Annotated in this window: 17 protein-coding genes and 1 pseudogene; 3 read left to right on the top strand and 15 right to left on the bottom strand. The window is 43.7% G+C overall.

Features of this window, described 5'->3' with window-relative positions; all coding sequences use genetic code 11:
* The 3 genes from EC604_RS29175 to EC604_RS29165 form a co-directional block, all read right to left on the bottom strand.
* Positions 1–451 (bottom strand): copper amine oxidase N-terminal domain-containing protein (locus EC604_RS29175; protein WP_161557090.1); only part of this gene is annotated, 451 nt, incomplete at its 3' end.
* A gap of 17 nt (positions 452–468) precedes the next feature.
* A complete protein-coding gene (locus EC604_RS29170; RefSeq protein WP_123067445.1) occupies positions 469–720 on the bottom strand; it encodes a hypothetical protein in 252 nt (83 codons plus the stop codon).
* A gap of 2 nt (positions 721–722) precedes the next feature.
* Positions 723–938, bottom strand: a complete 216-nt coding sequence (locus EC604_RS29165) for a type II toxin-antitoxin system HicB family antitoxin (protein ID WP_123067444.1) — start codon at positions 936–938, stop codon at positions 723–725.
* 110 nt (positions 939–1048) lie between these two features.
* Between EC604_RS29165 and EC604_RS30210 the strand changes: the two genes are divergently transcribed.
* Complete coding sequence (locus tag EC604_RS30210; protein WP_192895178.1) at positions 1049–1216, top strand: hypothetical protein; 168 nt, start codon at positions 1049–1051, stop codon at positions 1214–1216.
* Positions 1217–1229: 13 nt separating this feature from the next.
* Here the strand turns inward: EC604_RS30210 and EC604_RS29160 are convergent, their stop codons facing one another.
* The 4 genes from EC604_RS29160 to EC604_RS29150 form a co-directional block, all read right to left on the bottom strand.
* A complete protein-coding gene (locus EC604_RS29160; RefSeq protein WP_123067443.1) occupies positions 1230–2153 on the bottom strand; it encodes a phage integrase N-terminal domain-containing protein in 924 nt (307 codons plus the stop codon).
* Positions 2146–2979 (bottom strand): ParB/RepB/Spo0J family partition protein, encoded by an 834-nt coding sequence (locus tag EC604_RS29155; protein ID WP_123067442.1) that lies wholly within the window; start codon positions 2977–2979, stop codon positions 2146–2148. Before EC604_RS29155 ends, EC604_RS29160 begins: the two co-directional genes overlap by 8 nt.
* Positions 2976–3218, bottom strand: coding sequence for a hypothetical protein (locus tag EC604_RS29795; RefSeq protein WP_151458140.1), 243 nt, complete (start codon positions 3216–3218; stop codon positions 2976–2978). Before EC604_RS29795 ends, EC604_RS29155 begins: the two co-directional genes overlap by 4 nt.
* Before the next feature lie 354 nt (positions 3219–3572).
* On the bottom strand, positions 3573–3836 hold the full coding sequence (locus tag EC604_RS29150) for a hypothetical protein (RefSeq protein WP_123067441.1): 264 nt from the start codon (positions 3834–3836) through the stop codon (positions 3573–3575).
* Positions 3837–4331: 495 nt separating this feature from the next.
* On the opposite strand from EC604_RS29150, the gene EC604_RS29140 reads away from it, so the two are divergent.
* Positions 4332–4781, top strand: a complete 450-nt coding sequence (locus EC604_RS29140) for a hypothetical protein (RefSeq protein ID WP_123067439.1) — start codon at positions 4332–4334, stop codon at positions 4779–4781.
* 595 nt (positions 4782–5376) lie between these two features.
* Here the strand turns inward: EC604_RS29140 and EC604_RS30740 are convergent.
* Together EC604_RS30740 and EC604_RS29135 are read right to left on the bottom strand one after the other, a co-directional pair.
* Positions 5377–5487 carry a putative holin-like toxin gene (locus EC604_RS30740; protein WP_240037295.1) on the bottom strand — a complete coding sequence of 37 codons (111 nt, stop codon included), beginning with the start codon at positions 5485–5487 and terminating at the stop codon, positions 5377–5379.
* A 154-nt stretch (positions 5488–5641) separates the two neighbouring features.
* Positions 5642–6313 (bottom strand): recombinase family protein, encoded by a 672-nt coding sequence (locus EC604_RS29135; protein WP_123067438.1) that lies wholly within the window; start codon positions 6311–6313, stop codon positions 5642–5644.
* 242 nt (positions 6314–6555) lie between these two features.
* On the opposite strand from EC604_RS29135, the gene EC604_RS29130 reads away from it, so the two are divergent.
* A complete protein-coding gene (locus tag EC604_RS29130) occupies positions 6556–7473 on the top strand; it encodes a nucleotidyl transferase AbiEii/AbiGii toxin family protein (protein WP_161557088.1) in 918 nt (305 codons plus the stop codon).
* A gap of 22 nt (positions 7474–7495) precedes the next feature.
* Here EC604_RS29130 and EC604_RS29125 read toward each other — a convergent pair whose 3' ends face one another.
* From EC604_RS29125 to EC604_RS30080, 6 genes and pseudogenes are all read right to left on the bottom strand, one after another.
* Positions 7496–8365, bottom strand: coding sequence for a type IV toxin-antitoxin system AbiEi family antitoxin domain-containing protein (locus EC604_RS29125; RefSeq protein WP_205127963.1), 870 nt, complete (start codon positions 8363–8365; stop codon positions 7496–7498).
* 298 nt (positions 8366–8663) lie between these two features.
* Complete coding sequence (locus tag EC604_RS29120; protein WP_123067435.1) at positions 8664–9221, bottom strand: hypothetical protein; 558 nt, start codon at positions 9219–9221, stop codon at positions 8664–8666.
* Positions 9222–10002: 781 nt separating this feature from the next.
* Complete coding sequence (locus EC604_RS29115) at positions 10003–10341, bottom strand: hypothetical protein (RefSeq protein WP_123067434.1); 339 nt, start codon at positions 10339–10341, stop codon at positions 10003–10005.
* A 479-nt stretch (positions 10342–10820) separates the two neighbouring features.
* A complete protein-coding gene (locus EC604_RS29110; protein WP_123067433.1) occupies positions 10821–11120 on the bottom strand; it encodes a hypothetical protein in 300 nt (99 codons plus the stop codon).
* A 17-nt stretch (positions 11121–11137) separates the two neighbouring features.
* Entirely contained in the window at positions 11138–14473 is a 3336-nt protein-coding gene (locus EC604_RS29105) for a DUF5704 domain-containing protein (RefSeq protein ID WP_240037296.1), read from the bottom strand.
* A gap of 16 nt (positions 14474–14489) precedes the next feature.
* Positions 14490–15051: pseudogene (locus EC604_RS30080) on the bottom strand (copper amine oxidase N-terminal domain-containing protein); the annotation flags it as partial.

Below are 15051 nucleotides of genomic sequence, written 5' to 3'. Positions count from 1 at the left end.
TCCGGAAGTCTTTGTTCCCGATCCAGACCCAGCGGCCAATCTTGTCCCATTCCACCGTTTGGCCAAGTCCTTCACTGACCAGACGCAACGGAACGAACGTCCGGTTCTGCTTCAGAATGATTTGGGTACCGTAGTCCTTCTTCTGGCCATTGACGAGAGCCGTTGTTTGCCCGATCGTCATATCTACGGTATGATCCTTCGACTTCACTCCAACCTTGGATACCTTGCCCACTTTCGAATACGTCACCTTCGCGCCCAGGGCTTCCGAAACGAAACGGATCGGAACCATTACACTGCCTTGGCCATCTTGGAAAGGCTTCGCATCTGGAAACTTCATCTTCACGGTGTTAAGTAATACCTCCACCTGTTTAACAGGAGCTGCCGAAACCGCAGCTCCTGTTAAACCAAATGCCAAAATCCCTGTCATTACTGCCAATGCTACCTTTTTCATCGTGCTACACTCTCCCATCAGTCTAATAAACCTGCGTTTTTGAAATACTGCATTTCACTTAATGCCATAAATGCTTTATCATATGTACCTTTTTTCTTATCATAGTTGTAAACGAAGCCTTGGTCTGCAAGTACAAAGGATACACATACGAAATTCCCAATGTTTTCAACGTTTAGATGTGTTATCGACTCATTGAACGCATACATTAAATGCTCAATCTCTTTAACCAGATCAGGACATGTCTGCTTTCCCAATAACGCCAGATCCAAAATTACCTCACCTCCTTTCCAAGCGTTAAAGTACGAACCTCGTACTCGTGAGTAATTAGATCCGGATTACGCTCCATTTCCAGTTCAATCAGGTCTTGCAAGTTTTGAGTTACCTCTTCTTTCGTATCGCCTGTCGTACTAAGGCGCAATTCTGGAACGTAGCCGGTGAAGTTATGCTCTGCGTAATCAGATTCAATCAGGACTGTAAAGTTTCTCATGGTAAAACCTCCGTTATTTATATAGTCAACTACACAACTATATGATATAGTTAGCTATATAACTTTGTCAAACAATTTTCTGGTATACTGGTTAACGAGGTGAATACATAATGGCTCGAAAATCAATAAATACAACGCTTGACTCTTCGTTGTACAGTCAACTTCAAATGCTTGCCCTTCAGCTTTCTGCTGAACGTAATCAAAAAATTCACGTGAACGATCTACTGGAAGAAGGCATGAAATACATCCTTAAAAAGTACGCTCCACCTGAAAGCTAAGCCTTATAACGGCTTAGCTTTTTCCTTCGTAAATCTGGATAACATCGATCCGTTCATGCCCAACCTCTCGGCTCACGATTAACGCCGCATTATCATAGCTGTATCCCCTCTGAATCTCTTGTTCCATTCGATCCTGTACATATCCATACCGCAAGCCGTGAAATGTCAGGCTTCGGGAAGTTCCATCCCTACGATCCGTGCGTTGATTCAAGCCGATTTCTGTAAGTACCTTATCTCGATGATGCTCCACAAACTTCTGCATTCGGTTGACGACCTGATGCGTTTTCTCACCCGGCCTTACAAACAGTCGATCCCCGCGCTGCGTGGAAGCCATTCTGCGCTCCAATACACGCCTTCCAGAAGGGCTCAGAGCCACTTCACGGTGTTTCCCGTTCTTTGCCTCCCCCTTGACCTGATAAATGCCTGTACGCAGCGCATATTCGGCCTGAGCACGGCTTACAGCTGCCGCTTCGGTAATTCGAAGCCCCATTGTTCGTGCTAAAACCATACAATCGGCTACATTTTCGTTCTTCAGCTCCACTGCGATCTGTAGCATTCTGTCATATTCGGATGTTGTCCAGGCACGATCCCCATTGACTTGATGGGTCGTCCCGATCGTTAGTCCATACTCCTCCTGAAGCTTAGCGTTATCCGAAATGCCATACCGTGGCCGCTGGATCTGGTCGTGCATATACCGCAAGGCCGAAAGATCGCCCTTAATCGTCTTTGCACCAATTCCCTGCTTCAAACGTTCCGCTATGAATGCGGCAACGTGCTTATCGTGAATGTTTCGCACATTCTGCATCTTAAAACGATCCAGACAGAACCTGGCGAACATCAAACAACTGTCTTTGTACCGATCCCTGGTCGCGTAGCTGCCTTGCCTGGTGTGTTTGAATAGCTTCTCGATCTGTACCTCAACCGTTGACTTACCCACGCTTTTCCCCCCTCATATATCCGAGGTATTCGTCTAAAAGCCCTGCAACTGCGGCTCGTTCCTCCTCCGAGTCTGGTTCCGTGATGAACCAAATCAGATCCTTTTTGAGTTTGTCGAGTTTCCCCTGAACTTGTTTTTGCTTTTGTTCTCTCCGAACATCCTTCAGATCCGGGCCTGTATCCTCATCCCGTAGTTGGTCCACCATCTTGATTATCGTGGCCGTTTTGATCTCCCCAGCGACCTGAAATGTCCGGAAAAGCTCGTTTTGTTGTTCTCGATCCAAAGAAGCAATTTTATTTCCAGCTACCAGACCAATTCGCCCCTTCGATACTTCTTGTTGAAATTCCGGAATCAAGTACAGCAGCTTTAACAGCCTACGTAGGCTGCTGTCGTCCAGTTGGAGGACACTGGCCACATCATGACGGTCAAAGTGTGCATCTTGCACACGTTTACGTCCTGGCTTAATCCCCCAGGCTTCATAAAGGACTTGAACCCTCCGGGCCTTCTTCATTAGATCCTTTTCATCCCCTCGCCGGGCTTCATTTGTCGTAACCAGGAGATATACGGCTTCTTCTTCGGAGCAATGGACTTGTCGCACAGGCACTTTGGCCAAACCTATACTGGTTGCAATACGTTTCCGTTGATGGCCACTCAAAACAGTACCGTCTGGCCGGATCAGCAAGGGCTCCTGTATCCCCACCTCGGCAATACTGGCTTTAAGAGAAGCCTCTTCACGCATACTTAGTTCCGAATTGTATTTCGAATTCTCCGGATGATCCTTTAGATCCACCACACTCCAAATCTCAATCCGATCCTCATATCTCACGTCGTTTCCTCCTTCCCTTCCTCCGGACCTGTGAAGACCGAGGAACTTGTTTCCGAGTGTCTGAACAGGTTTCCGCGCGCAGCGCGTTGGCCACTTTTCTCCCTGCAGACAGACTGCCCCCAGGTGCAGATAGGTTCTGTTCTCGTCACATCTTCGTTTGCGAAGATGCGTAAAAACGCCCTTAACCCTTGTGGCTCTAAGCGAGTATCCGGTTTGCCCAGGCGCTTTCTCTCTGTCATCTTCTCAAGAAGATGACAGAGAGAAAGCGCCCTTCGAGCATCACAGTTACTTTTCCTCATGTGCCCACGTATGTAGTTCGTGCTATGAGTACTGTAGTGGAGTATCCCCTAACGGGGCGATGCTTCGCATCGGACTCCCAGCGATCCAGCTCAACGGCTTGCCGCTTTGCGGCCGACCCTTCGGGTCGAATCACTTTCGTGCTGATTCATACAAAATTACCGTCCAGCGAAACGATAATCTCGACTACCTACTTTTTCAGCCAATCCAGCAGCCGCAAGCGACTTTGGGGTAGATAGTTATTGGCCTTACATTATGAACTTCCGAAATCTCAGGCCGGCACGTATGCCGGCTTTTTACTTCACCAATCTCAGAACAGGACGTGTGTCCTCTTTCTGGTATTCTTGGATGGTGTCCCGAATGGTTTTGCGAATCCGGCAACTGACCATCACTTTGTACTCACGTTCTTTCAATTCCAATTTCTCAATCATTGTTGTACAGGCTGCATAAGCCTTTGAATTTTCTTCAAGCTCCGATCTTGCACTCTTCATCTCTGCAATTGCTTGTTTTACATCGTGCCATATCTTACGCATGTCTTTTGTCACCACAAAATCATCCATGTTCAATTCCTCCATTGATCAATTTATCTATAAAAAAAGCTGATACATCAGGCAATTCGCCTGTCGTATCAGCTCCTAAGCGCAACAAAAAAACCTCATTATGAGTAGCACAAAATCGCCACTACTCTAACCGGCTTCCGTCTTAAAACTATTTATGACCCCACTCATTTACACATACCAGGGCAAAGAAAATAAAAAGATGCCTATGATCCCAGTGTTTGCCCAAAGACTTCAAGAGTCCAAAGCTATTATTTTTGGAAGTTCAAAACCTCCACGTCCCTCTTTTACTGATTATTCAGCAAAGAAAATTATTAAGTATTTCGTAATGTCACTCATTATATACATCCCTCAAATGTTTATCAAGAATCTATCATTTGCCTTAATTCAGCACTTAAACTTAAACTTATGTATAGTTCGACAAATCCGTGTAAATAATTCCGCCTATTATGACTATACTTATGTACACACAAAATTTACTATAAGGGCGGTTGAAATATGGAAATAAACTCCAATTGTATTACATCAAACAACGAAAGGAATGCAGATGTGCAGCCATACTCTCTTAATCTAAATTCGCACGAGGTCCAGGTTGTCGGCAAACTAGATGTCGCCAAAATTAAACAACTGACTGGAGTCGATCTCCCTTCAGATCTTGTACAAATGTACCCCGGTGCAATAAAGCACGTACAGCGAAATCATCCCGGTATTATTGAACAATACGGTCACCTAATTCCCAGCATGATTTCAAACCCAGATTATGTTGGACAGAATCCCAAAGAGAAAAATAGCGTGGAATTAGTTAAGGTCATCGGGCCTCACTTGCTTTTAGCAATCAAATTAGACCCATCCGGGTATATATTCTTATCCACTTTCTTCGAACTTGATAATGGAGCTTATAAAGTTCAGAAAAGGCTTAAAAGTAAACGATTAGTGCCGTATATCTAATGTTACAAGAATGCCCAAACAAGTTGACAGCACACTGCTCCTTCTGTAAAATGTAAAGTAACGGTTACATATACATTGTATATGTTATATAATTTCAATTTTCGCATAATACTATAAGTTAAGGATCATTAGAGGTGGGAAAGGTTCCCCACGCGCTTGTCGAAAGGCAAGTTACCAGAGATCAGGATACGCCGCCCTGCAATATGATCCTAAAACGAAGGCCCCCATAAAGGGGGCCTTTTTTGCATTCACTATTTCGTAACTACAACTTGATCTTTTTTATCAAGGAAAAAGGAGTATTGCTAAGGTTCATTTGCATTTATTGAACAAATTCACTCAAAAACGAGTTATACACTTTCAACAATATGATGAACTGGTATTGCCACGTATATCTTTATTGGGATACAATTATCTTAGAAAACTTACTGAATAGTTTACTACAACGGTTACAAATAACCTTATTAGTTAACGAATAGCTATAAAGGTTATAAAAAAAAGCACCCAATGTGTTGGCGCACATTGAGCACTATTTATACAAAACTGCAGGTAGCACGATCCTAAATGACCCTTTCTGAATTCGACACTCTGATCAGGGTCATTTTGTTTTTTTCGTAACTATAATTAATTGAAGTATGAAGGCAAGTAACACTATCAAAAATTCTCCAAACTGAATCATCAAGCCCCCAAGTTTCACAAACTCGTCCATGTATCACCCCTCCTTTCTCAAGGAAGGTCTTTCCTGCAGCTTGTACAAATCAATTATAATTGTTTGCAGCAATAAACTCTACAGTCCCTTTTTTTTATTATGTAATTTCTTTTGTCAAGTTGTTATTTAAAGACTGTTGTATCCAATTTAATGATCATGATCTCGTTTCGTCAATACATTGGTCAATCTTTTTTATTCCTCCTCCATAAGCCTTTATAATCTTGTAAAAAGTATTTTTCTTCATACCTAATTTTTTCATGAATTCCACTGCCTTCAGCTCACCTTTCGCCCAGTTTACATACTCGGCATCCAAGATGCTCTTCTGACCTGGCGTCAGTGTATCCAAATTGATCTGTGGTCTTCCCAAGTGTTTACCTTGTTTCTTTGCTTCAGCGATCCCTTCAGCTTGAGCCTGTTTAATCCCTCTTCGCTCCTCTTCAGCCAACCAGCTGAGTATCTGAAGTACCAGATCCATGATAAGTTGTCCAATTCCCTCTAACTGGTCATACTTACGCGTATCCAAAATGGGAATATCAATCACCACAACATGGATCTTCGCCTCAATTAACCATTGCCACTCCTTCAATATTTCCTGCTTATTGCGACCAAAACGATTGATGGATTTTACAAACAGGGTATCCCCTTCTCTTAGCACACGCTTTAAAAGTTGATACTCTGGCCGATCAAAGTTTTTTCCGCTAGCTTTATCAACGAAAATATAAGCTTCTTCAATTCCTTGTTCACGTAAAGAAGAAACTTGACGATCCTCATTCTGATCTTTAGTTGAAACTCGAGCATATCCATACTCTCTAGATTGGCTCCCCATTAGAACCTCCATATTGTTTATAAAGATTATAATCCGATTACAAACGTTTTCTAATTAGATTATATCACCTTTATAAACTGATTTTCTTGGATATTTTATGGTTTATAAACCTCTACCTTTACGGACGAACGTTGAAATTAAAAATATCTTTACTATTTGCCTATCTATTCCAAACAGATAGCCTTTATGAGATTATATGAGAAGTGTGACAATACAAAAAAACGAGGTGTCCATTTTTGATCTTGAGTAGCGAAGATACAAAGAAACTTAGAACCATCACTCTTATTGCTTTATTTTCAGATGATGATCTCCTGGAAACCCTGGTGTTAAAAGGGGGTAACGCTTTAGATATTGGATATGGTTTCAACTCCCGTGCATCTATGGATCTCGATTTCTCCATGTCTCAAGATTTTGAAGACATTGGTTTAACTGATCTGGAACAAGTCAGGCAAAAACTCGAAGATGTTCTTTCAAGAACATTTATTGAATACGGATACCAAGTTTTTGAGGTTAAGATAAAAGCTAAGCCTAAACAACAAATGGCTGAAAATCAAGATTTTTGGGCTGGTTATGAAGTGAATTTTAAGATTATTGAACCAGAAAAGTACGAAGCACATAAGGATAACTTGAACTGGTTATCTAATAAGGCAATCTCTGTGACGGGTACCAAAAAGAATATCACTATTGACCTTGGAAGATTCGAATATACAGGAAGTATAAAAATGATTGATAACATTGAAGGATTCGAAGGATATTTAGTGCCTATTTATACCCCTACGTTAATAGTCCTAGAGAAATTGCGTGCAATCTGTCAACAAATGGATGATTACTGGATCCGAATAGGTAAGGAGGTAGGATCTAAGCCTAGACCAAGAGATTTTTATGATATTTACACCATTTTAGAAAGCCCTGCAGTTGAAGTAAACTTTGAAGACCCTGAAACATTGACTCATCTTGAAGAATGTTTCAAGGCTAAGCGCGTTCCCATTAACTTTCTTTCAAAGATGTCAGAAACCCGAGAGTTTCATAGGCGAGATGAGCCAAAACTTAGAGAGACTATCCAGGTAAAGGAAAACTATCGAGGTTTTGATTTTTATTTTGACTATGTACTAGCACTTATACAACAACATGATCTTCTTTCTCTTGAAGAAGCTAAATAAAAAACCTTTGAGCACATAGTGCTCAAAGGTTTTTTAAATTAGTAAAGTTTTTTGGATAGTACAATCGCCAACGTTCCGAATATTCTAGTTCAAAAACGTTATACGTTAAATAAAAATCGTTTTTCATTGGAAAAGAGCTCATGATTTTCAAAGCTGTATCACTAAAACCTGCACACTCCATATAAAATCCAATCGTCTGATGATAGGGATATGTGTAATCTAAATTCTTAAGATACATCCTCATTTTATTTGCTGAAATCTTGCTCTTAGCACGTTCATATACACTTAATACCTCATATACCCCACCACAATAATCAGGTCGAACAGCTATATCGATTAAAGTTCTTTCCAGATCAGTAACAGTTATTTCATTAATTGTTTTGACCCCTAAATTGTTTGTATTCCGTCCATTTATTAAATAAATTCGCTGTCCCTCGTACTCAAAAAAATTATTCGTTTTTCTCATGGGCTTTGAGAAAGCAGCATCAATATCCTTTTGTGCCAGATCCCCGGAAGGTGTGTTACTCGTATACCTTTTTTGTGATTGTTCTTTATTAATGTATATTGATTTGAGATTTTCATTAGTCAAATCATGAAAATAAACTGCCGAATAGTGGCTCAGATAAACTCTAGGATAAAGAGATAAAGCAAGTTCAGTAGGAGATACTTTTTGATTTCTAAAGATGTAACGAGTAGTCTCAGCTATTTCAATTTCTTTTAGGATTCTTTTCTTTACCACAAGAAAGAAAATGAACTCTTTAGGAGTGGTAGTTTTAGGTAATCTCCATTCTCTCTCATGAGTAAAGAGAATACCGTTTATTTCCGCAAAATTAAGTACTTTTTTGCCAAGTTTTTTAAGCGCTGAAATAATATCTTCTTGGTATAACTCCATAATTTGATATCGATTTAAACGCCCCATAAAAGCTCCTTTTTTTAAATCTTTCGAATACAATAAGGTGTATACACCTTATTGTACTGTAAAAAATGAATAAAGTCAATCGAACCACGATTTTTTTTAAAAAAAAGAGAAGCACTGATGGGGTGTATACACCCCATCTTACACCTTATTTTTTTTGTTGTCAAACCAGGACTTTACCCCAATAAAAACAGGGATTCCAAAAGGAAAAGTTCCTGGAAACTTTCAACATTCATCACCAGATTTAGTAATAGAGTTTTCCGTAAAACATATCCTAAAAAATCCCCAGGAATTTTTTCCTTTTTCCGTGCGTTTCTACTCTGGAAGCAATTTCATCGAGCTTCCGATCGGCTCGAACTTGGGCTTGCTGAATTTCATTGAGCACTTGGGTTACTTGCGTGTTAATCCCCTCCGACGCCGCCGCAACTTCTATCCGGACTCGCTCATCCACGACCTGATCAATTTTATTCGAAAGCATGGCCACAGCTTTAAGCAAATCATCCATCTTAGCGTGCAGCATAGCGACCTCTTTACTGCTATCTGGCGTAGCGACTATAGCCGTTGAGTCGCTATTTTCAACGCTAGAATACCTTGCTACAACTGAGCTTATAGCGCTCTCGTACTCGGCTCCGCGCGTTAATAAGTCTACCAGTGCTTTGAAGGCAATAATATCGTGATCAGTGAAGCCACGCCTGTCTTTTTCGTCTTTTGTGAACACATAGCCAGCTTCTTCAAGACTTCTTGCGTATTTATTGACTGTAGAGCGACCTATATTTAACAGTGTTGCGACCTGAACTGTACTATAGACAAAGTTTAACGGTTTATTACTCACGGAAAATCACCTCGCTATGTACATTCGCTAAATCCACGCAAAATCCCTTGTTGTACCTAGTTTTTTCGTGCTATCTAAGTGCGGCGTCGCTTCGCTCCGTTCCGTGCGTCTCACCTCGCCGTGTGGAAAACGAAAACCACGTTTACCACAAGCCTCGGTTCGAAGCACGGCTATGTGAACGACCTGAATCGTCTCTTAGCCATGCCCCTTTTATACGTGTTTTGCGTGAAACCCATGAAAGGAAACCTCGCTGATGCGAGCTCGTCCTCACTTCGTGAGAACGGAATTTAAAACATATCTCCCCACACCCACCCCTGCATTCCGTGCCCAATGATGCATTTGGGCACAACCCCCATCAAGGGGGGTTGTAAAACCGTCATCAAACGCGCCTAGGTCGTGCTTTATCGCGTATAGTCCTACCTAACTTTGACGGCCAACCTGAGTTTAAACTCACACGGACGGGTCTTTGGCTGGGGGCGTTGGAGTCACAACTCCCCATCTAGGAAAGATGCAGGGGCATCTACGTAATAGACGATGTCCCACCATCTAACGGCACTTGTCACCCTCAGACACGCCTGCAGTACGTTTTCCTGCTGCTCTCTTCGAGGGGATGAGGACGACTAACCTCATAAGCTTTTAACGTCGTTTTGGGTGGCATTGAGCGCCCGTTATTTACTTGAACTTCGATTTTTTAAGCTGTGTTTTGGGAATCGTGTACTTCCCTATGTATTTAAAAAGCTCTTTCTTGCCTACCTGATCACAGGCCTGGCATGCAATCACCTCACCGTTTCTTGGTAGACCGGCTTTTCCCTTTGGTCTTAAAATCCTCTGGCCGCGCTAAATTGTTCCGATCATCCTTCTTCAGCTGCGTGAAAAATCCCTGATTACACTTACTACAGAGGATTTTTCGATCTCCCATCTCTTCCTGAACACGGATGGTGTTTGCACAGTTCGAACATCCATAGGTCAACGCACCATACACCGTATTAGCCCTTCTGCGCTCAGCCAAGCGTCTTTCCCTGTTGTCTTTATACCGATGAAGCTGGTCGGCTCTCTGCTTGGTTGTAGACGCCCTCATGACGGTGTTTGTGGAAACACCTGTTGATTGCTTACGACCCACCAAAATGCCCTCCTTTTTGTTTTAGGCAATAGGAAATCAGGCCTTCGACCTTCTTTTTTCAAAAAAAGTTCGAAAGCTTCAGCTCAACCTATGCGATTTTTATGTATGATCACGTGCCGGCACGAAGCCAGGTACGATGGATCCCTGAAACCAAAAAAGCCTTGATCCCCCGCGAACGGAGATCAAGGCTACTCTACCAAAATTTATCGAGATTACGACTATTCTCATGTTGCCCACGCATGGCCAAGCATGATACAATGTCCGTAATTCAAGTCATTGTTGTTTAAGTGTCCTGTTTCTTTCCGATTCGTGGTCGGTTGAGACAGCTACTCCGGATGGGGATCCGGTTTAGCCGCTTGAAACGATGGCTTGTAATTATTTTTACCTACTATACCACAACTGCTAGATTGATAGATAGACGTTTTGAGAAATTTAGGGAACCGGCATACTGCCGGTTCCCTTTTTTCATTCTTGGATCTTCAGCTCTCCTGATCTAAAGTAAACTTCAGATAATACTGGACTGCCTCCATGTTAGATATCCCATCCGGATAAACGCCTTCGGCCTTCAGAGCACTACCCAGAGCCTCCAAAATCCTCAAAAAGGATTGATCCGCGTAATCTGGACCTACATGGTCATAGGCAAATTTGAAGTTCAGGTTCTCGAGCATGGCCGTGATGGCCTGGATCTGCAGGTCTACACCTCCAAAGATTTCAGAGTTACCTTCCACCACAATTTCATTAGCATCTGCGCAATTAAAATTCATTTTAGTTCGTTCCATGGCTATACCTCCCACGTTTAATGTGGCGCCTGGGCGCTAAAATCGTCTCTACTGGACTTATCTGCGTTGTAGAAGACTACATCTCCATCCTCCACATGATACACCTTCAGGTACGAATCCAGGATGTTTGGTCTGTAGCCTTCCATTCTCCATTGATTCATCAGCGGTGCATGGATGTACTGCAAGTGTGGCTCCTGCAGGTTACCGTTCTGGATCGACTCAATATTGAAGTTGACCACGATGTACCCGTCTCGCAGGAACACCGGTGATTTCCTCGTCAGTCCCCCGTTCAGGCGGCCATACTCGGCCAGATTCGTCCCCTGAGCTACGGCTAAGGTGTCGACCGGGATACTGTACTCGCCAAACCAGCGCTGAATGGATGCATTGGCACGTTCAGGCGTGACAGATGCGTTCGATGGGATCTCTTTTGGCCCAATGAACGTTTTGAGCTGTTCCGGAAGGAGCAGCTGCGCATATCCACCGACCGGTGTTTTAAGTTTTGTGAACTTCAGCACGTAATCGCGCATGAAGATCTGCCTATCTACACCGACTTTTTCTTCAGCTGTGAGGTACTGATCGTACCGCCAGTACCCGACATTCTTGATGTCACCCAGATTCACATCCCGGTACCGGTCATTCAGTATGACGTACCGCTTAACCTGGTCTTCCGGAGAACCAATTTTCACAAGCGGCTTATCGTTCGTCTGGTAGTACAGATCGACCGGGATCGGCGTGCCGCCCTCCTTACTCACGTAAGAGAATGTCGGTGTGATCCGGATACCGTCCTTCTGGCTGTACATGTTTCCCTTCGTCTTGAAGTCAAACTTGAAGTGATATCCCTGTTTCACGGCCACATTTTTCATGCCAGTTAACGGGTTGCTGCCTGGACGGATCGGCAGCGTGTAACGATCCGGATTTCCTCGCGGATCTCCATCGATGCCATTTTGACCGACCCAGTAGCTTACACCAGACGCATCCTTGCTGCCTTTGTAGATACGGAAGACGCGCTCCCAGTTATAATCTGCGATATCGGTAATCTGGAAGTCATACAGACGGCCAATGACCTGAACGGAAACCTCGTCAATCGCCGCATGGTTGGCCAGATTCAGGTTCGCGTCTGGTTGCATGTCGTATCCAAATGCCGCATTCTCGGCAATATTCCGGAAGTACACCTGGTAGTTCCCTTCGTCTACCCACACCGGCAGATTGAACGTGGTGTCGAGCTGATCCACCGGAATGTCGATCCAGTTGTCTTTCGGGATGAACTGCGACTTGGTCGCATTGTACACGTCAAACGGGAAACGGACTTGCTTCGTCCGGAAATACTTGGCGTAATCCCGGTTTCCGTACCCTGGATACTGTGCCGCATCCAGATGCTGGCCAGATGTCGGTATCCGGACGGTGAATGGCCTGTCCAGGATCAAGGCTGAACGCGTCATGTCGGGTTTCGTCTTCTGGTTATGCGGCTGATCATCTGACACCGAAGAATAGTTCACGACGGGTGTGTGCACGGTGACAGTATTTATGCCGCGGATCTCGTATTCCAGTTCTTCCTCGGCTGCCTCAACGCTTCCAGGAGCTACAATGTAATGAATCTGACCTGTACTTGGCTGATCCTTCTTGTTTGTCTTTTCGGTCGGGATGTAATTATACGGGCTGTACAGTACGTCCCTTCCGATCTGCACCGGCGCCGGGATCTGGCCAGGCTGCGGCCCCTCCTTGGCGGTTCGCTGCTTGTTCATGATCGTTTGACCCTTGAACACCAGGGAGTCGTTTTCCACTTGGATATCTGGCACGGCAGCTTCTGCATAGGACTGAAGATTATCTTCCCTCATGGATGGTTGTCTTGTTCCTCCGTCCCTGGTTTGAGGCGGACTAGGCACGATACCGGGCTGCGGAGCCGGGTATTTATCACCTGTCGTCTCGGCCTGAAACTCGGGCGGCGTGTATCCTTCTGGCGTAATGGTGATCTCACTTCCAGCGAACGCGTAATTCTGGAGTACCGCGTCCTGAATGTTGTACACGCTCAGTTCACCAATCGTCCAGTACGCATATGGCCGGACGACTGCGTACTCGGGGTTCCGTTCATCGTTAACCGACCTTGGAATGTCATAGACCGTGGTTGTGCCACCACCTGGCAGGGAAACCGTTCTCCCATCTTTCCAAGTCAAAGTCCATTTCTGATTGACCTTGACCGTATAAGTGCATGTGCCAGTCATCTGTACGAATTTATTCTGGAACAAATAATCCCGGCTGAAGACGTTCCCGTACAGGCTTTCCGATGTCGGGATGCCCTTCAGGACATCGAACCGTTCGTTCCCTCGCAGATCCGCCTTGATCATGCCACTGACAACTGGCTCCATCACCCTACCATCGATGGTGCGTCCTGGAGCCGGTCGGGTACATGTCGGGCCATTCGTTGTTCCTCCCCCACCCTTGGGCTGGTAGTAGAAGTACAGGTAATAGACCGGGTACTGTCCGTTGTAGATGAACTCACCAGGATCTCCGTTCACCCTTGATAAACCTGAAGGATCTCCTAACATACTTTTCTTATAGCCCATGTAGTCATATCTCTCGCCAGGAGCGGTATGCCTAAAGTTGTACGGCCTGTCCTTCACCAGTCTTACTTCTTGGTTGGCGAACCCGTCTACACCGTTTAAGCTTTGTCCTGTGGTTGTCCAGTATTTTATTATGGCTTTACCTTCAGGCGGTTCAAGTTCGATTTTGAAGAGTGTCGGGAAGAAATATTTCCAGCCATCCACGTTTGGCCCAAAAACTTTACCGTCTTTTTCTTCTTCAGCCCTCCGATCAACTGCTTGCTTTTTCGGAGTAAGCACACCATCTTTTACGAAAACTTTTTTCCTTACCACATTTGTTCCAATTCCAGTAGGATTAGATTCTCTATACGAGTATGCGGCAGTAGAAGTAGCGTCTCGATAGTATTTCAGATCTTTATCTCTCATTTCTTCTGTTCTGGATTTTGCAAAGGTTTGTTCGCCAAGGTTTGTTCCATCTGCATGTGTCCAGTTAAAATCAAACAACTTGACACTAATGTCTTTAACCTTTCGGTTAGATCCGAATGTGAATTCATAAGTTCCACCATCTACAGTAGGAACTACCGAATCCGGATGGTGACCATCTCCAGTCCATTGGCCTGAAGTATTGCTCCACACTTCGTAGTAGACCATACCTACAAAGTAATAAACATTCGTATTGTCCTTGTCCTGCAATAGTCTATTAGAGCTGATTGAGTATACACCTGGCTCGGCTTGGACTGGACGAAACGTAAATAATAGAAGTACAGAAGACAGTATAAATACCAGGCTAAGTAAAGTGCTGATCACACGTTTCATATTCACTGATCAGCCCTCACTTGAAGGGATTAACGATCGCTACAGCATAGTCTTCTAGCCCACCGTCTTCCAGTAAGATATAGTCTGCTTGATTAAGCTTAAAGTTCTTCCATCCCTCATAATTTTGAACATATTTCCCATTCTGGAACTTATCTAATCTACTGATTAGAGGAAAATAATTCATTCCAGTTTTATCTTTGTTGTCTACAAAGAGGTTATCAATCACTCCTCGTCCTCGTACAAAACTATTCTGCACTAAGAAGCTAATAGGGTTACCTCTGCGATTGCTACGGATCTGAATCATATAATCGTTTTGAACTTTCACTATCTCCATATCATAAATCACTTGGCCATTACCTAATTGGATCGGAAGGTCACTTTGCTTGATTATTTTCACTCCCGAATATACTTCATCTTTCATATTTTTATAAAAATTAATGCTTTGTGTGTATGCCTTGAAATCACTGAGCTTCGTCAGCTTAAATTCCTTATTGTCCGTACTCCGGAAGTCTTTGTTCCCGATCCAGACCCAGCGGCCAATCTTGTCCCATTCCACCGTTTGGCCAAGTCCTTCACTG

The organism is Paenibacillus amylolyticus (genome assembly GCF_003719335.1).
GTDB classification, from domain to species: Bacteria; Bacillota; Bacilli; order Paenibacillales; family Paenibacillaceae; genus Paenibacillus; species Paenibacillus amylolyticus_D.
The sequence above is the reverse complement of the archived record's forward strand: the minus strand, read 5'-3'. Positions and strand labels throughout refer to the sequence as shown.

Excerpts from the sequence above, each read along its gene's own strand:
- EC604_RS29165 (WP_123067444.1), bottom strand. The coding sequence starts at position 938 with ATGAGAAACTTTACAGTCCTGATTGAATCTGATTACGCAGAGCATAAC.
- EC604_RS30210 (WP_192895178.1), top strand. The coding sequence starts at position 1,049 with ATGGCTCGAAAATCAATAAATACAACGCTTGACTCTTCGTTGTACAGT.
- EC604_RS29795 (WP_151458140.1), bottom strand. The coding sequence starts at position 3,218 with ATGACAGAGAGAAAGCGCCTGGGCAAACCGGATACTCGCTTAGAGCCA.
- EC604_RS29150 (WP_123067441.1), bottom strand. The coding sequence starts at position 3,836 with ATGGATGATTTTGTGGTGACAAAAGACATGCGTAAGATATGGCACGAT.
- EC604_RS29140 (WP_123067439.1), top strand. The coding sequence starts at position 4,332 with ATGGAAATAAACTCCAATTGTATTACATCAAACAACGAAAGGAATGCA.
- EC604_RS30740 (WP_240037295.1), bottom strand. The coding sequence starts at position 5,487 with ATGGACGAGTTTGTGAAACTTGGGGGCTTGATGATTCAGTTTGGAGAA.
- EC604_RS29135 (WP_123067438.1), bottom strand. The coding sequence starts at position 6,313 with ATGGGGAGCCAATCTAGAGAGTATGGATATGCTCGAGTTTCAACTAAA.
- EC604_RS29125 (WP_205127963.1), bottom strand. The coding sequence starts at position 8,365 with ATGGAGTTATACCAAGAAGATATTATTTCAGCGCTTAAAAAACTTGGC.
- EC604_RS29110 (WP_123067433.1), bottom strand. The coding sequence starts at position 11,120 with ATGGAACGAACTAAAATGAATTTTAATTGCGCAGATGCTAATGAAATT.
- EC604_RS29105 (WP_240037296.1), bottom strand. The coding sequence starts at position 14,473 with ATGAAACGTGTGATCAGCACTTTACTTAGCCTGGTATTTATACTGTCT.